Source organism: Segetibacter sp. (assembly GCF_025963695.1).
Lineage (GTDB): Bacteria > Bacteroidota > Bacteroidia > Chitinophagales > Chitinophagaceae > Segetibacter.
Genome location: NZ_JAOQAH010000089.1, coordinates 39,531 through 59,293, shown reverse-complemented (window position 1 = coordinate 59,293; position 19,763 = coordinate 39,531). Strand labels below are relative to the sequence as shown.

Sequence of the window (19,763 nt, the reverse complement as noted above, 5' to 3'; positions counted from 1 at the left end):
TTTTAGGTTGTGATTGGGGCACTTCTTCATTTCGAATGAGGTTGTTTGATATAGTGCGGGAAGCAGTAATTGGAGAGGTAGTTTCTAATGAGGGTATTTCAAAAATGCATAGTGGTTGGCAGGAAGTAAATAAGGAAAACGCTTCAATTACTAAAACCGTTTTTTTCCGTCGATACCTCTTAGAACAGTTGAAAGTTCTGTCTGGTAAAACTGCTGTAGATCTTGATGATATCGCCATTGTAATTTCCGGTATGGCATCGTCTTCAATTGGGATGGAGGAAGTTTCGTATGCGCACATGCCTTTTACTGTTGACGGAAGTAATGCTGTTATAAGGCACCTTACCTCAGAGGAAGCCTTTCCTCATGATATCATTCTGATTTCGGGCGTGCGAAGCGAAAACGATGTGATGCGCGGCGAAGAAACGCAATTGATAGGCCTGTTAGCCTTACTAAAGCAACGGGCTATAGAACCAGCGAAAGGTGTGTTGATATTTCCGGGTACTCATTCAAAACACATTCATATTAGTGACGGTAGTTTGTTTAGGTTTAATACGTTTATGACCGGCGAAGTTTTTAATGTTTTATGTAATCACAGCATCTTAAAAAATTCAATAGAAAGAAATGATGAAAGTGAACTTTCCGAAACAGAAGTCAATGCATTTAAAACTGGTGTGCAAAAATCGAAAGAGACAGGAATTCTGAATGGCTTATTTACGGTAAGAACAAACGAGTTATTCGACAAGTTTGATAAAAAACAAAACGCTTTTTATTTAAGTGGATTATTGATAGGGGAAGAAATGAATTATCTTTTGAAAGACGAAGAGGTTCATCTGTATTTGTGCGGGGCAAGTAACCTGGCTAAGTTTTATGCTATGGCCATTGAAGAGTTGAATCTTTCAAATCGAACTACCATAGTAGCTGCTGAACTGGTTGACAAAGCAGCGGTTGCGGGGCAAAATTTAATATTCAAAAAACATGTTTTAAATAAGGGAGTAAAATGATTGATCAAGCATTTTCGTGGGAATTATTTAATAAGGTTCCGGTAATCGGAATTGTAAGAAACGTACACATGGAAGACATGATTGAGATTCTTCCAGCTTACCAGCAAGCGGGGCTTACAACAATTGAAATAACAATGAATACGCCGGGAGCGGAAGAGATAATAAAATATGCCCGCCAAAAATTTGGGGGTATGTTGAATGTTGGTGCGGGAACAGTTTGTACTAAAGGTGACCTGGAAAAAGCGCTTGAAGCAGGAGCTCAATTTATAGTAACGCCAATCATCCAAAAGAAAATTATACGTTCTTGTGTAAAGAAAGGAATACCCATTTTTCCAGGGGCTTTTACGCCAACCGAAATTTATCGAGCCTGGTCATTAGGTGCATCGATGGTAAAAATTTTTCCTGCAAGGACTCTAGGTTCCGATTACATTAAAGATGTAAAGGCACCGCTGAACGAGGTGAAACTGTTGCCAACCGGCGGTATTGACCTTGATAATATCGAAAGCTTCAAAAAGGCAGGCGCTGATGGTTTTGGTGTCGGAAGCCCGCTTTTATATAAAAATTTAATTAAGAACAAAGACTGGGTTGGCTTACAAGAACATTTTAAAAAGTTTGTTGACAAAGTAATGGTGGGAAGTTAGCCGGAAAATGGCAATTCGGGAGTTCAAAGAAGTTCGTGGGTTCGAAAAAAATCGCTAGTGCGTGGGGGAACTATAGGTCGCAAGGTTCTTTATTAACCAAAATCTGCTATATGAAAAATTGGATAAATGCTATCAACAAAAATTAAGAACTATCGATGGCTTATTGTGGTGTTATTGTTTTTTGCTACGACGATCAATTATCTCGACCGGCAGATAATAGGTTTACTAAAGCCAATTCTTGAAAAAGAATTTAATTGGAGTGAAACCGACTTTGCACACATTGTAATGGCATTTACCGCTGCGTATGCAGTAGGTCTCATATCCTTTGGTTGGTTAATAGACAAAATAGGGACGAAGTTAGGGTATGCCATAACTATAGTTGTCTGGAGTATAGCGGGAATGCTTCATGCACTGGCACGAAGTGCTTTTGGATTTGGTTTGGCGAGAGTAGGATTGGGCCTGGGTGAAGCCGGCAATTATCCTGCTGCAATGAAGACTGTAGCAGAATGGTTCCCTAAAAACGAAAGAGCACTGGCTACCGGTTTATTCAACGCGGGCACCAGCGTTGGCGTAGTCGTCGCGTTGCTTGTTGTTCCCCTGATATTAAATTTTTATGGCTGGCAGGAGGTTTTCTGGATTACAGGTGCTTTTGGTTTTGTCTGGTTAATTTTCTGGTGGATCTTCTATGATGTCCCGTCAAAACAAAAGCGATTGTCGGCACAAGAGTATACCTACATTACCAATGGTCAGGATGGCGAAACGGATAAGGGAAGCGCCATTCGTACGGTAAGATGGCAAAGGCTATTTATGTTTCCTCAGACATGGGCAATGATAACAGGCAAAGGTCTTATTGATCCCATTTACTGGTTTTTTCTATTTTGGCTGCCATCTTACTTCTCCTCAACTTTTAGTCTCGACCTTAAAAAACCAAGCCTCCAGTTAATGGTTATTTATGCAGCTACTACAATTGGAAGCATTGGTGGGGGCTATCTGTCATCCTGGTTGATTAAAAAAGGCTGGCCGGTATTAAAAGCACGAAAAACAGTTCTTATCATATTCGCATTCCTTGAAGTGTCTATCATACTGGCTCAGTTTGCAAAAGAGGCATGGGTCGCTGTCGCCCTTATTAGTCTTGCAGTGGCTGCACACCAGGCATGGGCAACTAATGTTTTTACGATGGCTTCCGACATGTTTCCGACCGAAGCCGTAAGTTCTGTAGTGGGCATTGCCGGAATGGCGGGGGCTATAGGAGGTATATTATTTCCGATACTGATCGGAACCTTACTTGATACCTATAAAGCTGCGGGAAACCTGACAGGTGGTTATAATATAATTTTCACCTTTTGCGGTTTTACTTACTTAATCGCCTGGACAATCATTCACTTTCTGACACGAAAATCTGAAAAAGTAAGACTTAGTGAATTGACGGATTTAAAATAATAATCAAAAAACAACCACATATGAAGAAACCTGAAACGGAGTTCTCTTCGAGCCGAAGAGAGACGATGAAAAAAATTGCTCTCGGCTCAACTGCAGGTCTGTTTGGACTGCTTGGAAGTCCTTTTGCCAATGCACGAACACCAGAAATGCCTGAAAGGTATAAAGCAGGCCTGCCGCCGGTAAAAATACGAAGCGTTAAAGCCATTGCAACAGCACCCGAAGGCAGCAACCTGATAGTTGTAAAAGTTGAAACAACCGAGCCTGGGTTGTATGGGTTGGGTTGTGCCACCTTTACACAAAGAGCAGCAGCAGTAGTTACGGCCATAAACAGTTATCTCCACGACTTTTGCGTAGGCAAGGATGTTGACAACATCGAAGACATGTGGCAGTCCTTTTATGTAAGTTCTTATTGGCGCAACGGGCCAGTTTTAAACAACGCATTGAGCGGTCTCGATGAGGCTTTGTGGGACATTAAAGGTAAACGTGCGAATATGCCTGTATACCAACTTCTCGGCGGAAAATCAAGATTTGCTATTCCATGTTATGCACATGCAGGCGGCAATACTCCCGAAGCGGTAGCAGAAAGTGTAAAGACTTTCATGGATCAGGGTTTTCGTCACGTGCGCATTCAGCAAGGCGGTTATGGAGCCGTGGGGGCTAATCAGGCAAAGCCCGATTTTAAAGCTGCCGGTTTTGCTTCTGAGGCTGATAACTACATGAACGAAGCGGCTTATTTAAAATCGGTGCCGAAAATGTTCGAAATGGTTCGCAAAGTATGTGGAGATGAAGTGGAGCTGCTGCACGATATTCATGAACGGGCACAGCCGATGGATGCAATTAATTTATGTAAGAAGCTGGAGGAATACCGTCCTTTCTTTATTGAAGATCCATTTTCTCCTGAAAACACCGGCTGGTGGAAACAACTCCGCCAGAGTACAACTGTACCTATTGCCATGGGCGAACTTTTTAATAATATCAACGAGTTTTTAGAGCCAATGGCTAATCATTACTTCGATTACATTCGTATACATGTTTCCCAAATTGGCGGTATAACCCCTGCTATGAAGGTTGCGAGGTTAGGCGAGTGGTTTAATGTAAGAACAGCATGGCACGGTCCCGGAGATGTTTCTCCTGTCGGGCATGCCGCTCATGCTCATATTGACCTCGCCGTTTGGAACTTCGGTATCCAGGAGGCAGGACGCTTTTCCGAAAAATTGCAATCGGTATTTCCTGGCTGCCCAACAATGAAAAATGGGTACATGTCGGTAAATGAAGTGCCGGGTCTGGGTGTGGATATAAATGAAAAAGAAGCAGCGAAATATCCAATAGGAACTAAGTCTAACTGGCAGGTTAGGGGAAGGGATGGAACGATTATAAGACCGTAGGGAAAGGTTTAGGGTTTAAGGTTTGGGGTTTAGGGTTGAAGGTTTAGGCTTTTGGTTTCTGCATTTCATTTTTGTGCAGCCCCGGTTGTGTCACTCCCTTGTACTATTGTAATTATTTCGGCAGGAAGATTAGTATTTCAAGTGAATTTTAAGTGGAAATTAAAACAGTGGTAAAAAGCTGAATAATGAAAATATTGTAAAAGTGTGCAACGCAACGATGTTGCTTAAGGTGTTTTAAGCCGGCTACCAAAGAGTCTTTCTTTAGTAGCCGGCTTCGACTCTCAAAGACTCAAGTGTGTATATTTGGAATGTTTTCAGGTGGAATAATATATAAAAGTATAATTGAATGAAAATAAGTGTGCTGCTATTTGCTGCTCTTACTACCGCTTGTGTGGCTTGCAATAACAACTCCGGTACAACAAATCAACCTGACTTCTTAGCTAAGAATATTGATAGCACCGTTAATCCTGCTGATGACTTTTTTGCTTATGCAGAAGGCGCGTGGTTAAAAAATACGCCAATACCCGAAGAGGAAAGTTCGTGGGGTATTGGCAACCTGGTACAGGAGGAGATTTATAACAGGCTTCGGAAGATTAACGAAGATGCTACAATCAAAAGTTCTAAAACAGGCGTAGAGCAAAAGATCGGCGACTTTTGGTACAGTGGTATGGATACTCTGTCGTTGGAAAAACAGGGGCTACAACCCTTGCAGGCGAACTTTGCTGAAATCAGCAGAATACAGTCAACAAAAGACTTGCTTGCTGTAGCGGCTGGTTTTCACAATAAAGGTATTGATGTTTTGTTCAACGATTATGTTAGCCAGGATGATAAAAACAGCGAGGTGTACGCTTATCAAATGAGCCAGGGTGGATTGGGAATGCCTAACAGGGATTATTATTTCAATACCGATGCGAGAACTGAAGGAGTTAGGAAAGCCTACAAAATTTACCTCGTACAAACCTTTATGCAACTGGGGAATGACAGCCTTACTGCGGTGAAGAATACCAAGGGTGTATATGATTTGGAAACGAGGCTTGCAAAGTCGAGCAGAAAATTGGCAGACTTACGTGACCCATATAAGAACTACAATAAGATGGATGTAAAGGCGCTTAACACCTTGTCATCTAATATTGACTGGGTTACCTACTTTAAGAACATTAATGCCAATAAGATTGATTCTGTTATTGTAGGGCAGCCTGAGTTTTATGCAACACTTAATCATGAAGTTCAATCCACTTCAATCGAAGACTGGAAAAATTATCTGCGCTTTCATGTAGTGCAAAGCAGTGCGCCTTATTTAGATAAAAAGACTTACAGCAACTATTTCACCTATCGAAAAAGTTTATCAGGTGCAGCCGTTCCCAGGCCAAGATGGAAAAGAGTATTAGATGCTGAGGAAAGGGCAATGGGTGAGGCTTTAGGGCAAATATTTGTGAAGGAATATTTTAATGAAGATGCCAAAGAGCGATATACGGAACTGGTAGAAAACATACGCGATGCATATAAAGAAAAGATAAGAAAGCTTGCCTGGATGAGTGACAGTACCAAAGAAAAGGCCATCAATAAATTGGATAAGATTACTAAAAAGGTAGGTTATCCTGATAAGTGGAAAGACTTTAGTGCATTGACAATTGACAGGGGACCTTTTGTGTTAAATATGGAAAGAGCGAATGTTTGGTGGCACAATTACATGATGAACAAATTAGGTAAGCCTGTAGATCGCGATGAATGGAATATGACCCCGCAAACATGGAACGCCTATTACAATCCAAGTAACAACGAGATTGTTTTGCCTGCAGGTATTTTTGCTGTACCGGGGGTGAAAGACGCTGACCTGGATGATGCTTTCGTTTATGGATATGCAGGTGCTTCAACAATCGGCCATGAAATTACACACGGCTTTGATGACCAGGGCCGGCAATACGATGACAAAGGAAACTTGCACGACTGGTGGGCACCCAGCGATGCGACGCAGTTTAAAGAACGGGCGCAAAAAATTATACTACAGTATAACCAGTTTAATCCTGTTGATACTTTACATATTAACGGAGATGCTACACAAGGAGAAAATATTGCAGATTTGGGAGGCGTTCTGTTAGGGTTAGATGCTTTTAAAAAAACAGACACTTTTAAAAACGGGAAAACAATCGGCGGATTGACACCGTTGCAGCGATACTTTCTCGGCTATGCCTATAGCTGGATGTTTCAAATACGAAAAGAAAGACTAGCTAACCAGGTTATGACCGATGTGCATTCTCCTGCCAAGGAAAGGGTAAATGGCCCGGTTGTAAATGTGCCCGAGTTTTATGAAGCCTTCAATGTGAAGCCTGGAAGTAAAATGTACAGGCCCGACAGTTTAAGGGTGAACATCTGGTAGAACACGGGTTTTTGGGTATTATTTGATTTAAGAGGATACGCGAAGGAGGTTTATAGAAGAATTGTGCAGAGCACAGTTAAGATAATTGTTCGCGGGAATTGGCAGCAACAAGACATCGTTGGGCAAAGTCGTTGAACTCTTTTTCGACGTCGGGGGTTACATAACCTTCAATTTCTTTTTGGTAGAGTTTATTGTTTTTCTGGTCTATTGTAATAAGGCCGTCCTTAATCATTACGTTTTTAATTTCATTCCACTGCAGCACTTTTCGCGGCAAGCTGTTAAACGAAACTTCATTTTCAGCAAACCCAATTTCCACAGGAAATTTTACTTGTTTTTCAAGCAGCCCGGCTATTACATATAGTGCCGCCATCCAAGCATTTCTTTCTGGTCCTAACACCCATCCCAATGCACAGATAAATAGTCCCAGCCTAAACAAGGCCTCGCCTTTCTTGCTTTTTTTTATCATGCTGTAAGCCCACGATAAAAAAACTGCTGCACCAATAAACAGGTATACAGCCCCCGTTTTTGGATGGTGATAGTAGAAGTATGCAAAAGTAAGTAAGGCAAAAACGTACATCAATTGGCTGATTTGGTCAGCCGTGCGGTAGTCCCGCTTCTTTAGCGTTATGAGGTAATCGTACACCATTAACTGTTGCTCTTAACCATTAGGTTGCAAAGTTTAAATAAAATGCGGGCAGCAATATTTGCGTCGAGTCCGCCTTCACCAACTCCAACTTCGTTCAAATCAAAGCCTACCAGTTTTCTGCCGCTTTCAATTACTTTTCTAAACAAATAAGTTATTTGCTCTGCTTCAAAACCGCCTGCCACAGGCGTACCTGTATTTGGACATAGTTTCGGATCAAGCCCATCAATATCGAAACTAATATAAACTTTAGCTGGAAGTTGCTCAACTATCTCTGCAGCAATCATCTTCCAGGTGTCCCCTTCAAACTGGCGCTCTTTAATGTCTTTGTCAAAGTAGGTAACGATGCGCTCCCCGTTATCGAGCACGTATTGGTTCTCGTCTTCCGAATAATCCCGCACACCCACCTGCACCAGCTTCTTCAACTGTGGAATCTCTTGTAAGGCATTATGCATAATAGATGCGTGACTATACTTGAAGTCTTCATAAGAAATACGAAGGTCACAATGTGCATCAATTTGCAGAATTCCGAAATCTCCATGTTTTTCAGCTATTGCTTTAAAAAAGCCCAGTGGTGTACTATGATCTCCACCCACTAACCCTACTAATTTTCCATCTTCAAGTAGTGCTTTAGTTTGGTCGTACACCCAGTTATTTAAAAAAAGACTGCCTTCATTAATTTCTCTAAGGCTTTTGCACATAAATTTATTAGCCTGCACATCGTCGCCTTTCGATATATAATCAATGTACAATTCTGCCTCTTTCCGTAAGTAATCACTCTTTAGTAAAACCTTTCGGTCAATCGGCTTCATATAAAATCCACTCTTCCAGCCGTCTTTTACATCCGGATCGTAAAGGTCTACCTGTAAACTTGCTTTAAAGATTTGGTCCGCCGCCCGTGATGTTCCTGCTCCGAAGCTTACGGTAACTTCCCAGGGAATAGGTAGTAAAACAACTTTTGATTCTTCTTCCGAAAAAGGCAATCCAAAAATGTTGTTATTCGGATTACCTGCCTGGTTAGGATCAAACAAAGATAAATCTGTCATATTTCTTTTTAAAACGCGGTGCAAGTTAGCCCAATTAATCTTTATGGATGGCTTCACCGAACCGCCGGTATAAATCTTAACATTAACGGAATTGCTATTAGCTTATTTCGTACCAGATTTTTTCGCCCACCTATCTCAACGAAGTTCTACTCTAAGAAGATGTGCTTTTAGTTTATACTAACATCTGTTTTCATAGCATCATCGTTGCGTCGCAATCACTTCATCAGCAAATATTCGGGCATCTTTGGTCTGCATTATAAAGTTGCTTTTAAAAACATCTAAACTTCCATTCCCACAACGGTCCTGGTTTTTCCCGAAAAGGGTTTAGAAACAAAGGCCGAATTGAATGAAATACATTCAAAAAAGGCTGGCTTCAGTTACCGGACTGCCAGCGAATTCTTATAACAAATGCCGGTTTTTTGCAGCTATTATTTCTGATCTTTTCATTCCTAATTCTTCAATTCTTCCACCATGTATCCCAACTGCAACACGAACCCCTGCAACCGCAGAAAGTTTATTTATAATCTCTCCTGTAACGCCGGCCTGGCTGCCCTTGCAATAAACGGGATCGCTTCAATATGGGGTTGCGGTAATAGCGAACACAAACGGGAGGAAAAAGCAGGAAACGAAAAAGGCCAGAACAAGCTTGGGATTGCACTGGTAGGGTTGGGAGGTTATAGTTCAGGAGAACTGGCACCATCTTTAAAGGAAACGGAACATTGTTACCTCGCCGGTATTGTTACCGGAAGCCCGGAAAAAGCAGAAAAGTGGAAGAAGCAATATGATATTCCTGACAAGAATATTTACAACTATCAAAACTTTGATACAATTAAAGACAATGCTGATATCGATATCGTTTATGTTGTTTTGCCTAACTCGATGCACGCTGAATATACCATCCGAGCAGCTAAAGCAGGCAAACATGTGATCTGCGAAAAACCGATGGCGATAACACCGGAAGATTGTGAAAGAATGATAGCGGCCTGCAAAGAAGCAGGCAAAATGTTGTCTATCGGTTATAGACTTCATTTTGATCCATACCATATTGAAATGATGAGGCTGGGACAAAAGAAAGTGTATGGACCTATTAAAAAGATAAAGGCTGATAACGGTATGGATGGAACCTCAGGCTGGCGGCTTGATAAAAAGCTGGCGGGTGGAGGACCGTTAATGGATTTAGGTGTTTACAACATACAAGGTGCCCGGTATACCACGGGCTTAGAACCAATTGCTGTTACAGCCCGCGAGGGGCCGAAGACAAACAATGCCTTGTTTAAGGACATTGAAGAAACCATCTTTTGGGAAATGGAATTTCCGCAAGGGATAACGGCTGAATGCATGTGCAGTTACTCCAAAGGAACAAATCTGCTGCGTGCTGAGGCTGAAAAAGGATGGTTCGAACTTTCACCAACCTACGCTTACCGGGGTCTGAAAGGCAAAACATCTAAAGGCGAAATGAATTTTAAAGGTGTAAATCAGCAGGCAAGGCAAATGGATGATTTTGCAATGGCGGTTAAAGACAAACGGCCAACACCCGTACCCGGTGAAATGGGACTGCAGGATGTAAAAATTATACACGCAATTTATAAAGCAATGGAAACAGGAGAACGGGTAGACGTATAGCAATCAGATAATACTTTCTCACTTATTAAATAAAACTGTCTTTCCGGTCTTTGCTGACTCTCTTGCTGCATCCAAAATTTTAACGGCCTTTATATTGTTTTCTAAAGAGTAAAGCCCGTTCTGCTGCACTTTTATTTTACCTCTCACCACATCTGCCATGTAAGAGAAAGGGTCGGTGTATACCGGAACTTCCTTAGTTGTTACTCTCAGCGTTTGTTCCCCTTTTGTTTGTGTGTTTCTCAAACGCATATTATTATTATTTGTCGCAATAATGTATCCCGTCTCCCCATATACCTCCATATCTTTTCTTGCAAAAGGCCAGTTCCATGATGCTTGTATAATACACTGGGCATTTGGGTAGGTAACAACAATAGTAGCTTCATCATCAACACGTGGGTAAATAGCGGGTTGAAAATGGCTGGTGATAGCGGTTACAGAAATGGGCTCCTGGTCTTTCATCAGGTAGGTCATAATATTTGCTCCATAACATCCAAAATCTACAATTGCCCCGCCACCGTTTTGTGCCGGGTCGGTAAGAATATTAAAAAACTCAGGTTGTACACCAATCTTTTTTGGTCCTTCATGCCCATGATGAAATACTACTTTCCTGATTGGACCTACATAATTACTATCAGTAACCAATTGAAAAGTTTTCTCAGTAGATGGATACCATGAGGTCTCGTAATTAGTAAGCAGGTAGATATGATTTTTGTTGGCTAGCTCCTGCATTCTTTTGGCATCCTGGTTATTAAAAGTCAGGGGTTTTTCAACCATTACATGTATACCCCGGGGAGCACAAGCTTCTACGGCAGCAAGGTGGTTTTTTATAGATCCAAATGCTGAGACTGCTTCGGGCTTTACGGCCTCCAGCATTTTGGTGAGGTCGGTGTAGAATAAAGTAGGGTCAAGGTGGTGTTCTTTTGCGTTTCGTTCAGCTAGCTCTTTGTTCGGTTCATAAATGCCCACCAGCGTAACATCCGGCTTTTTTCGTCCTAATATCCACCCTACATGGCCATGAGAGATACCCGCAATAGCGAGGCGAAGCGGGGCAGATGAGGCAGCTTCAGTTTGTGCATTTGTTACAGGCAGAACTAAATGTAGCGACAAGAATATTGTGAAAATGCGGAAAATGATCTTGCAAAGTTTCATAGCGGCGCAGTTAATTACTCTAAAGTTATTGATTTTTTAAGGGGCCTTTTCCTTTTATTACTTGCATTGATTCGACTGCTTTTAAATACCAGTGAAAGCAGCCGAATGAAGATTAAATAGCACAAGGGTGTGACACAACAATGGTTAATAGAGAGGTGGTGCTGGCTACAAAAAAAGAGGCGTCTAAGAAACTAATTAGAGGATACAGTTAAACACCAGCGTTTTAACAATAGAACTAAAGCCATCTCTTGATGCCATCCCTTTTTTTGAACTACATTTGCGGAAAACCTGCAACAATGAAAAAAACGCACATAATTCTACTTGTTTTAATAGCTGCGGCCATAGCGGTTTTAATAAGTTTTATGGGTGATGTTACTACTTATGATACAGTTACCTCGGCCAAGGAAAAACCTGGAAAATTTGTGCATTTAATTGCAAAGGTTGAAAAGAACTCGCTTGACTACGACCCGGTTAAAGATCCAAATTATCTTTCATTTACTGCAGTTGACTCTATTGGTAACAGTATAAAGGTGGTGTACCGCAATACAAAGCCAACCGACATGGAAAAGAGCGAGCGCCTGGTATTGAAAGGCAGGGTAGAAGGAAATCATTTTGAATGTCGTGATATACTTTTAAAATGTCCATCTAAATACAAGGACGATATGAACGCGGCTAAAAAGGATTTGGGAACAGCCGTAAATTATGAAACTAAATAAGAGAAGAATTTAAAAAGTGCTCATGGAATTTATAGGGGAACATTTACTACCTGGACAAATAGGACAATTTTTTGCAATACTTTTTCTGGTGGCTTCCTTGGTGGCCACCGTTGCTTTTTATAAGGCAGCCAATACGTTGGAAACTCAGGAAAAGAACGGTTGGATACGAATAGGAAGAATCTCTTTCTTGTTAGAGACCTTATCGGTTATAGCCATATTTGCTTCGCTTTATTATATTATTTCAAATCATTTGTTCGAATACAAATATGCCTGGCAACATAGCAGCAGAGCGTTGCAGGTTGAATATTTATTAAGTTGTTTCTGGGAAGGCCAGGAAGGAAGTTTTATGCTTTGGAGTTTCTGGCATTGCCTGTTAGGATGGATACTGATATGGCGGGCAAAAAACTGGGAAGCGCCGGTAATGAGTATTGTAAGTTTTGCGCAGTTTTGCCTGGCAACAATGCTTGTTGGTCTTTACTTCTGGGGTGCCAAAGTAGGAAGCAGCCCGTTTGTATTGTTAAGGCAGGAAGGCTTTTTTGATGCTGCCCCGGTTTTTAAAGATGTTGCTACCGGCGAGTTGCGAAAGGATTATCTGACCCTTTGGAAGGATGGTAACGGCTTGAATGCTTTGTTGCAGAACTATTGGATGGTTATTCATCCGCCGGTGTTGTTTTTAGGATTTGCTTCCACAATTGTTCCCTTTGCATACGCAATAGCGGGCCTGTGGAAGAAAGACCATAAAGGCTGGACAAAACCTGCCATTTCGTGGGCGGCTTTTTCAACCGGTATTTTAGGTGTGGGAATAATGATGGGTGCAGCATGGGCATATGAAAGTCTTACTTTTGGCGGCTATTGGGCCTGGGATCCTGTTGAAAATGCTTCATTAGTTCCGTGGCTTGTTATGGTGGCCGGGTTACACACAAACCTGATTTTTAGGAGCAGCGGCTATTCTCTAAAGAGCACTTATACATTTTATATTCTTGCATTTCTGCTTATCCTGTATTCTACGTTTTTAACACGAAGCGGAGTCTTAGGCGATACTTCCGTTCATGCTTTTACCGATCTTGGAATGAACGTGCAATTATATTTGTTTTTAAACCTCTTTTTCTGGATACCTCCTTTTATTGCGGCTACATCGAAAAACCATAAATTAATTGTAGTTGCTCTCTTTATTGGTCTAAACGTGTTGGCGCATTTCTACGGTGTTTTCACGTTGGTTTCTACCATCCTTGCTTTAGTTGCTCTTTTCTGGCTACTTAACCAGGACAAAAATCTGCCAACAATAGTAAAAGAAGAGAATACCTACAGCAGGGAATTCTGGATGTTTATTGGAGCGTTAATTTTCTTCTTGTCCGCTTCCGTTATTATCGTAATTACTTCGCTTCCTGTACTAAACAAATTGCTTAATACCAATTGGGCGGTTGGTGAGGATCCTGAAGGGTTCCATAACCAGGTTCAAATTTTTGTGGCAATTATAATTGGAACGTTAACGGCAATTACTCAATATTTTAAATATAAGGATACCCCTAAACCGTTTTTCTTAAGAAGAATAGCCGGCCCTACCTTAATTGCCGTTTTAGCTAGTATAGCTGTTGCAATATGGGGCGGCATAGAGTACGACAAAAAGGGTGTCGGGTTTTTAATAGCTATTCATTTAGGTGTATTTGCAGCTATTTATGCCGTTGTAGCAAATGCTTCTTATATACAACTGGGTTTAAAAGGCAAGCTAAAAATGGCAGGCGCATCGGTTGCTCATATCGGCTTCGGGCTGTTTCTTTTAGGCATTTTGATTTCGAGTTCTAAAAAATCCGTATTAAGTTATAACACTACAGGCATGTCTCCCCTAAAAATTGGAGACAAAGAAAGTCCGTTAGAAAACCTTACCCTGGTTAAAGGCTTAGCCACGGACATGGGTAAGTATATGGTAACTTATGTAAAGGACACGCTCAATCCAAAAGATCGCAAGCGGTATTACGAGATAAATTTTAAAAGTAAAAAGGGTGATGAAAAGTTCAACTTATACCCCGATATTATTGAGAACAACAAAGGAGCAGAAGGGGTAACTCCTAATCCTTCGGCGAAGCATTATTGGGACCGCGACATTTTCACATACCTCACTTTTTTAGGCGATCCTGAAAAGATTAAGGCCGCTGATACCTCTACTTTCAGGAATACAAACGTTCGTATTGGAGATACCCTTTTTTATTCTAAGGGCGTTATGATTGTAAATAATGTTACAGTCAATCCTTCAAATACCAAATACCAGTTTAGTCAAAACGACACCGCAATTGCTTTAAACATCACAGTAATATCTAAAGAAGGAAACCGGTTCGAAGCACAACCTTTGCTACAGGTTAAAAATGGTAGCATCTATTCAATACCTGACACTGTAATGGCCCAAAGCCTGATTTTGCAATTTTCGCAAGTGAAGGACCAGACCAAAGGGTTGCTGCAAATAGGCGTAAAAGAAAGCAGCTCTGTGCTCGATTTTGTAACGCTTAAAGCATACGAGTTTCCTTTCATTAATGTTTTGTGGCTTGGGGTACTTGTAATGGTGGTAGGGATTGTAATGAGTATTGTGCAGAGGGTAAAGCAAATGAGAAGAATTGGTTCTGATTCAAGAGTTGGATAAGAATTTTTTTGTAGCGGGCTTTTAGCTGCTTCTTCAACATTGTTGTGTCACTCACTGCATCGATACATCTTTTATCAGCTGCCTCTATGCGCACATCAGGCGCCATCTCAAATTAACATTATTAAAGAGTTCAATTTTTTGAGCTCTTTTTTAGTTTAAATAGTTTTTCCATTCTAATCGTTTTTTTTAAATTTTCGTATTTAGAAAGAAATAACAATGACTTAGGTTACTTATATACTAAAGCAGCATAAATATTCGTAGTTATCTCTATATTTATAACAGGAATTAGACATGAGCAAAAATTATAACATACTGCTTACTTCGGCTTTGATAGTCTTCCTGCTATTTATTAAAAGCGAAGTAAAAGCTCAGGACAATAGAAACGACACCTTGCAGGTGTACGCCTTTGTTGTAGATGGAGATACCATTCCTGGGGGCCGCTTATTAGACGTAGAGGTACATACAAGAATGCACGCGAGGTGGCGGCAGTATTGGGCCGAGTGGACAAGACTTAGAAACGCAGTATATGTAACCTACCCATATGCAAAAGCTGCCGGTAAAGTTTTTAACGAGGTAAATAGCATGCTCGTTAATGTGACCGATAAACAGGAGCGCAAAAGAATTATTAAATCAAGGGAAAAAGAACTTAAAAAAGAGTTTACCAGCAAAATCACTAACCTGTCGGTATACCAGGGTAAGGTTTTGATGAAGTTAATTTACCGTGAAACGGGTAACAATTGCTACCATCTTATACAGGAGTATAAAGGTGGATTTACAGCAGGATTTTATCAAACAGTCGCCATTGTGTTTGGAAGTAATTTGAAGCAGAATTACGATCCGGTCGATAAAGATCAGGTCATAGAAATCATCGTCAAAGATGTCGCCCGAATGTACGGCCACCGTAGTTAAACCTCGTATTTCAGCCCCTTTTGTCTTAATCAAAATCCCGCCATTCTGACTATTTTCTGTGAATATCTTATCTGTTTTAATTAACATTATCCATTTTTTAAAAGCTTACCTTGCACCCACTTTTAAAGGTTACAAAAATGTTTGAAAAACTGGATATCCTGGCTTTTGGTGTCCATCCGGATGATGTAGAATTAGGTTGTTCAGGCACCATCCTGGCTTCAGTAGCAGAGGGAAAAAAGGTTGGAATTGTTGATTTAACGCAAGGAGAATTAGGAACCCGTGGAAGTGCTGAAATTAGAAGGGAAGAAGCGGCTGAGGCTGCGAAAGTTCTACAGGTATCCGTAAGAGAAAATCTTAAAATGGCTGATGGATTTTTTCAAAATGATGAAAAGCACCAACGAAAGATTATAGAAGTTATTCGAAAGTATAGGCCTGAAATTGTGCTGTGCAATGCTTTAGAAGATCGCCACCCTGACCATGGAAGAAGCGCACAACTGGTAGAAGACGCTGCTTTTTTATCGGGTTTAAGAAAAATAGAAACTTTGGTTGAGGGAAAACCTCAGGAAGCGTGGAGACCCAAATATATTTTTCATTACCTTCAGGACCGTTTTTTGCAACCCGACTTTGTTTTTGATATTTCAGATTACTTTGATAAAAAATTAGAATCTGTTTTATGTTATAAAACACAGTTTTTCAACCCCGACCTTAACGAACCCCAGACGTATATTTCGAGCCCTGCTTTTTTTGATAGCATTAAAGCAAGATCTATGATGCTTGGAAAAAGAATAGGAGTACAATATGCGGAGGGGTATATAACAAAGAAAATGATAGGAATTAATACCTTCAATTCTTTTATTCAACATATAACCTGATTTAGCGTTAAGACATAATAAATAAACACAAAACGGAATCATAAATATACTATCATGGCTACACCGAAATTCGCTACGCAAAAGCAATCCTTTCATGGGGAACTCAAAAGAAGGATCAATGATTATTTTACTGAACGCAATATCAGTACAACTGGTAATTATAAGTTGTACACAAAGGCTGTAATTCTTTTAGTAAGCTTTTCTATTACTTATATACATCTGGTATTTTTTACTCCCTCAACTGTTTTGGCTCTTCTTGAGGCCGCTTTGCTGGGTGGGTTAATGTCTGCTATTGGCTTTAATATTATGCACGATGGGGGACACGGTAGTTTTAGCGAGTCGCCTTTCATTAATAAATGTGCTGCAATAACACTTGGAATTTTAGGTGGAAGCCCCTTTATGTGGAACGTAAAGCACAACATTATTCACCATGCTTTTACCAACATTGATGGTGTTGACGATGATATTGATGCAAGGCCATTTTTAAGAATGACGTCTACTCAAAAAAAGTATAAAATTCACAATTTCCAGCACTGGTATTTTTGGGCTCCTTATTGTCTTTTACATTTCTACTGGAGTTTTGTGTCTGACTATAGAAAGTATTTCACGAAGAAGATCCAAAACATGCCTTTGAAAAAAATGGACACAGCTGATCATATTAGTTTTTGGGTTTTCAAGGCTATTTATTATTCTTTGTTTATTGTTATTCCAATCATCACTATCGGATTTACAAGCTGGCTGATAGGTTTTATTGCCTTTACTGCTGTTACTGGTTTTATATTAAGTATCGTTTTTCAGTTAGCGCATACCGTAGAACATACACATTTCCCGGTACCTGATGTTGTTACAAATAAAATAGAGGACGAGTGGGCTATACACCAATTAAAGACAACAGCAAACTTTGCTACCAGAAGCAAGTTAGTTTCATGGTATGTAGGCGGACTGAATTTTCAGATAGAGCACCATCTGTTTCCGAAAATATCGCATATCCACTATCCTCAAATTAGTAAGATAATTAAGCAAGCTTGTGAGGAATACGGTGTTCAATATGTAGAATACAAGAAAATGAGTCACGCAGTGGTATCTCATGTTGCCTATTTAAAGCAAATGGCTAAAGCTTCTTAAACGCTTCGAAATTTATATTGCATCAAGTGCGGTTATTATTGCCGCACTTTTTTTATACTTGTTTTTTTATATTAAGGTAAACAAGTGCAGGTGTTTTTTTCATTGTTGAAGAACTTTTTATAATTAAATGAAACCAACAATTAGTATAGAATATTGCCCGAAATGTGGTTGGCTGTTGAGAGCAGCTTACATGGCACAAGAAGTTCTTACAACTTTTGTAAACGACGTTGGCGCAGTTAGTTTAAAGCCGGCAATTGTAAATGGTACCTATACCATCTCTATTAATGAGGAAGTGATTTTTGATCGCAAAACAATGGCACGTTTTCCGGAAATAAAGGAACTGAAACAACTAATCAGAGACCGGATAAGCCCGGATAAAGATCTTGGACATTCAGATAGGAAGACAATGGAGTAAAAACAAGCTATTTCCTTTAATGGGTAAGGCTACAGAATTAATGTTATAAACAAAGAAAGCAGCCGGAAGCTGCTTTCTTTGTTTTAAATATGTCTGGTGGTTATACTGACTTTCTTCCTGCCACCAGGGAGATAAGGAACAGTACAATAAAAATAAAGAATAGCACTTTAGCAATACTAGCTGCACCTGCAGCTATACCACCAAAACCAAATATTGCGGCAATTATAGCAACTACCAGAAATATTACTGTCCAACGTAACATAATAATAAGTTTTAAGTTAGTAATACGTACAGTATTCAAAAAACCGTACCAAAATTTAGTTCAACTCCAAACTTTTGGTGTTGTTAATAAAAAAATAGTTTGTTGTAACACTAAGCCGCCCTGAAAAGGTAACGTACAAGTGAGTGACACAACAAAAGTTGCATGATGTACATTTGTTCGTACCAGATGACTTTTATATAATTTTGAAAGCTTAATATGAGTTTTAAAGCGCCTGAACTTAGAACTGTAAATGTGACCCGTTATGTAACTCCGTTACGTGAGGGCGGCTCATTGCCTGCCATTGCTGAGGCGGACGATGGATTTCTTTATGTTCTTAAGTTTCGTGGTGCAGGCCAGGGTGTAAAAGCTTTGATAGCTGAACTAGTGGCCGGTGAAATTGCGAGGATGATTGGCCTGAGGGTTCCCGAAATTGTTTTTGCGGGTTTAGATGAAGCGTTTGGACGAACCGAACCCGATGAGGAAATACAAGACCTTCTTAAAGCTAGTGTAGGTAAAAACCTGGCGCTGCATTACCTCTCTGGTGCGATTACTTTTGACCCGGTTGTTACGACTGTAGACGCCAAACTTGCTTCTCAAATCGTCTGGTTAGATTGCCTTGTTACCAATGTAGACCGTACGGTACGAAACACAAATATGCTGATGTGGCATAATGAGTTGTGGGTTATAGACCATGGTGCTGCCCTTTACTTTCATCATTCCTGGGAGAATTTTGATGAACAGGCAAAGCGTCCTTTTGTGCAGGTCAAGGACCACGTATTGTTACCTAATGCAACTGAGTTAGATGCGGTTGATGCCACAAATCGTTCGATACTTGATCCGCAAAGTATTCGCTCTATTGTTTCCTTAATTCCGGATGAGTGGCTTATAGAAGACTCTACACCGGGCTCGGTTGATGAAAAACGACAAGTGTATACGCAGTTTTTAGAGACCCGGCTAAACAATTCTCAAATTTTTGTCAAAGAAGCAAAGCATGCAAGAGAAGCACTTATTTGAGTACGCTGTAATACGGATAGTGCCTCGTGTAGAACGCGAAGAATTTTTAAACGCCGGCGTAATAGTTTACTGCGCTGCCCAACGTTTTCTACAAATTCAGTTTAAGCTAGATAAAGAACGGCTCGGGATCTTTGCAGCAGAATTGGACATTTTGCAACTTGAAAAGCGATTGCAGGCTTTTGAAAAAATTTGTGCCGGTGCGAAGGACGGAGGTCCGATAGCAACGCTGTCTCTACCATCGCGTTTTCGCTGGCTTACTGCTACCCGAAGTACTGTTGTGCAAATTTCGTCTGTTCATCCCGGTATGTGCGGTGCTGCAAGCGACACATTAAATAGATTATTTCTACAATTGGTTAATTGAAGAATTAGTGAAGGCGGTCCGAAGCCAGTTGCCAGAAATAATAATTTTACCCTATTATCATTAAAAGGCCGCGGAATTAATAGCGTTATACTTCTGTGTTGTATAGTTCTTTTATTGAAAGGTGGCTCCATTTCACACCCTATGCGTTCTCA

The 19,763-nt window shown here is 40.5% G+C and carries 18 protein-coding genes; 14 read left to right on the top strand and 4 right to left on the bottom strand.

From position 1 onward, the window contains the following. The 5 genes from JWR87_RS15795 to JWR87_RS15775 all read left to right on the top strand — a co-directional run. Positions 1-1,001, top strand: a 1,001-nt coding sequence (locus JWR87_RS15795) for a 2-dehydro-3-deoxygalactonokinase (RefSeq protein ID WP_297821866.1), incomplete at its 5' end; no start/stop codon positions are given. Beyond that, positions 998-1,642, top strand: a complete 645-nt coding sequence (locus tag JWR87_RS15790; RefSeq protein WP_297821864.1) for a bifunctional 4-hydroxy-2-oxoglutarate aldolase/2-dehydro-3-deoxy-phosphogluconate aldolase — start codon at positions 998-1,000, stop codon at positions 1,640-1,642. The genes JWR87_RS15795 and JWR87_RS15790, both read left to right, overlap by 4 nt. A 126-nt stretch (positions 1,643-1,768) precedes the next feature. Further along, entirely contained in the window at positions 1,769-3,082 is a 1,314-nt protein-coding gene (locus JWR87_RS15785; protein ID WP_297821862.1) for an MFS transporter, read from the top strand. Between the two features lie 20 nt (positions 3,083-3,102). After that, entirely contained in the window at positions 3,103-4,467 is a 1,365-nt protein-coding gene (locus tag JWR87_RS15780; RefSeq protein WP_297821859.1) for an enolase C-terminal domain-like protein, read from the top strand. Between the two features lie 346 nt (positions 4,468-4,813). Continuing rightward, the gene (locus JWR87_RS15775; RefSeq protein WP_297821857.1) at positions 4,814-6,844 is read left to right on the top strand and encodes a M13 family metallopeptidase; all 2,031 of its coding nucleotides are present in this window, start codon (positions 4,814-4,816) and stop codon (positions 6,842-6,844) included. 76 nt (positions 6,845-6,920) lie between these two features. Here JWR87_RS15775 and JWR87_RS15770 read toward each other — a convergent pair whose 3' ends face one another. Together JWR87_RS15770 and JWR87_RS15765 are read right to left on the bottom strand one after the other, a co-directional pair. Next, on the bottom strand, positions 6,921-7,490 hold the full coding sequence (locus tag JWR87_RS15770) for a hypothetical protein (RefSeq protein ID WP_297821855.1): 570 nt from the start codon (positions 7,488-7,490) through the stop codon (positions 6,921-6,923). Beyond that, the gene (locus JWR87_RS15765; RefSeq protein ID WP_297821853.1) at positions 7,490-8,533 is read right to left on the bottom strand and encodes an agmatinase family protein; all 1,044 of its coding nucleotides are present in this window, start codon (positions 8,531-8,533) and stop codon (positions 7,490-7,492) included. The genes JWR87_RS15770 and JWR87_RS15765 overlap by 1 nt, the downstream gene beginning before the upstream one ends. A 471-nt stretch (positions 8,534-9,004) precedes the next feature. On the opposite strand from JWR87_RS15765, the gene JWR87_RS15760 reads away from it, so the two are divergent. Further along, positions 9,005-10,156, top strand: coding sequence for a Gfo/Idh/MocA family oxidoreductase (locus JWR87_RS15760; RefSeq protein ID WP_297821851.1), 1,152 nt, complete (start codon positions 9,005-9,007; stop codon positions 10,154-10,156). An 18-nt stretch (positions 10,157-10,174) separates the two neighbouring features. Here the strand turns inward: JWR87_RS15760 and JWR87_RS15755 are convergent, their stop codons facing one another. Beyond that, on the bottom strand, positions 10,175-11,305 hold the full coding sequence (locus JWR87_RS15755) for a Gfo/Idh/MocA family oxidoreductase (RefSeq protein ID WP_297821849.1): 1,131 nt from the start codon (positions 11,303-11,305) through the stop codon (positions 10,175-10,177). A 296-nt stretch (positions 11,306-11,601) separates the two neighbouring features. On the opposite strand from JWR87_RS15755, the gene JWR87_RS15750 reads away from it, so the two are divergent. The 6 genes from JWR87_RS15750 (at position 11,602) to JWR87_RS15725 (ending at position 17,974) form a co-directional block, all read left to right on the top strand. Next, complete coding sequence (locus tag JWR87_RS15750; RefSeq protein WP_297821847.1) at positions 11,602-12,021, top strand: cytochrome c maturation protein CcmE; 420 nt, start codon at positions 11,602-11,604, stop codon at positions 12,019-12,021. A 22-nt stretch (positions 12,022-12,043) separates the two neighbouring features. Next, on the top strand, positions 12,044-14,653 hold the full coding sequence (ccsA, locus tag JWR87_RS15745) for a cytochrome c biogenesis protein CcsA (protein ID WP_297821845.1): 2,610 nt from the start codon (positions 12,044-12,046) through the stop codon (positions 14,651-14,653). A gap of 291 nt (positions 14,654-14,944) precedes the next feature. Beyond that, positions 14,945-15,562: a DUF4294 domain-containing protein gene (locus tag JWR87_RS15740; RefSeq protein ID WP_297821843.1), complete on the top strand. Its 618-nt coding sequence runs from the start codon at positions 14,945-14,947 to the stop codon at positions 15,560-15,562. Positions 15,563-15,699: 137 nt separating this feature from the next. Further along, on the top strand, positions 15,700-16,434 hold the full coding sequence (gene bshB1, locus JWR87_RS15735) for a bacillithiol biosynthesis deacetylase BshB1 (RefSeq protein WP_297821841.1): 735 nt from the start codon (positions 15,700-15,702) through the stop codon (positions 16,432-16,434). A gap of 54 nt (positions 16,435-16,488) precedes the next feature. After that, on the top strand, positions 16,489-17,559 hold the full coding sequence (locus tag JWR87_RS15730; RefSeq protein WP_297821839.1) for an acyl-CoA desaturase: 1,071 nt from the start codon (positions 16,489-16,491) through the stop codon (positions 17,557-17,559). A 127-nt stretch (positions 17,560-17,686) separates the two neighbouring features. Next, positions 17,687-17,974, top strand: coding sequence for a SelT/SelW/SelH family protein (locus JWR87_RS15725; protein ID WP_297821837.1), 288 nt, complete (start codon positions 17,687-17,689; stop codon positions 17,972-17,974). A 100-nt stretch (positions 17,975-18,074) separates the two neighbouring features. On the opposite strand, the gene JWR87_RS15720 is transcribed toward JWR87_RS15725, so the two are convergent. Further along, entirely contained in the window at positions 18,075-18,236 is a 162-nt protein-coding gene (locus tag JWR87_RS15720) for a DUF1328 family protein (protein ID WP_297821835.1), read from the bottom strand. Between the two features lie 216 nt (positions 18,237-18,452). Here JWR87_RS15720 and JWR87_RS15715 point away from each other — a divergent pair, with 216 nt between their 5' ends. Together JWR87_RS15715 and JWR87_RS15710 are read left to right on the top strand one after the other, a co-directional pair. Beyond that, positions 18,453-19,250: a HipA family kinase gene (locus tag JWR87_RS15715; RefSeq protein WP_297821833.1), complete on the top strand. Its 798-nt coding sequence runs from the start codon at positions 18,453-18,455 to the stop codon at positions 19,248-19,250. Next, positions 19,228-19,611 (top strand): DUF3037 domain-containing protein, encoded by a 384-nt coding sequence (locus JWR87_RS15710; RefSeq protein WP_297821831.1) that lies wholly within the window; start codon positions 19,228-19,230, stop codon positions 19,609-19,611. The genes JWR87_RS15715 and JWR87_RS15710 overlap by 23 nt, the downstream gene beginning before the upstream one ends. Positions 19,612-19,763: the final 152 nt, after the last annotated feature.

Bases quoted from the DNA above. Each gene is read 5' to 3' on its own strand.
- JWR87_RS15790 (WP_297821864.1), top strand. From the start codon at position 998: ATGATTGATCAAGCATTTTCGTGGGAATTATTTAATAAGGTTCCGGTA.
- JWR87_RS15785 (WP_297821862.1), top strand. From the start codon at position 1,769: ATGCTATCAACAAAAATTAAGAACTATCGATGGCTTATTGTGGTGTTA.
- JWR87_RS15780 (WP_297821859.1), top strand. From the start codon at position 3,103: ATGAAGAAACCTGAAACGGAGTTCTCTTCGAGCCGAAGAGAGACGATG.
- JWR87_RS15775 (WP_297821857.1), top strand. From the start codon at position 4,814: ATGAAAATAAGTGTGCTGCTATTTGCTGCTCTTACTACCGCTTGTGTG.
- JWR87_RS15770 (WP_297821855.1), bottom strand. From the start codon at position 7,490: ATGGTGTACGATTACCTCATAACGCTAAAGAAGCGGGACTACCGCACG.
- JWR87_RS15765 (WP_297821853.1), bottom strand. From the start codon at position 8,533: ATGACAGATTTATCTTTGTTTGATCCTAACCAGGCAGGTAATCCGAAT.
- JWR87_RS15760 (WP_297821851.1), top strand. From the start codon at position 9,005: ATGTATCCCAACTGCAACACGAACCCCTGCAACCGCAGAAAGTTTATT.
- JWR87_RS15755 (WP_297821849.1), bottom strand. From the start codon at position 11,305: ATGAAACTTTGCAAGATCATTTTCCGCATTTTCACAATATTCTTGTCG.
- JWR87_RS15750 (WP_297821847.1), top strand. From the start codon at position 11,602: ATGAAAAAAACGCACATAATTCTACTTGTTTTAATAGCTGCGGCCATA.
- ccsA (WP_297821845.1), top strand. From the start codon at position 12,044: ATGGAATTTATAGGGGAACATTTACTACCTGGACAAATAGGACAATTT.
- JWR87_RS15740 (WP_297821843.1), top strand. From the start codon at position 14,945: ATGAGCAAAAATTATAACATACTGCTTACTTCGGCTTTGATAGTCTTC.
- bshB1 (WP_297821841.1), top strand. From the start codon at position 15,700: ATGTTTGAAAAACTGGATATCCTGGCTTTTGGTGTCCATCCGGATGAT.
- JWR87_RS15730 (WP_297821839.1), top strand. From the start codon at position 16,489: ATGGCTACACCGAAATTCGCTACGCAAAAGCAATCCTTTCATGGGGAA.
- JWR87_RS15725 (WP_297821837.1), top strand. From the start codon at position 17,687: ATGAAACCAACAATTAGTATAGAATATTGCCCGAAATGTGGTTGGCTG.
- JWR87_RS15720 (WP_297821835.1), bottom strand. From the start codon at position 18,236: ATGTTACGTTGGACAGTAATATTTCTGGTAGTTGCTATAATTGCCGCA.
- JWR87_RS15715 (WP_297821833.1), top strand. From the start codon at position 18,453: ATGAGTTTTAAAGCGCCTGAACTTAGAACTGTAAATGTGACCCGTTAT.
- JWR87_RS15710 (WP_297821831.1), top strand. From the start codon at position 19,228: ATGCAAGAGAAGCACTTATTTGAGTACGCTGTAATACGGATAGTGCCT.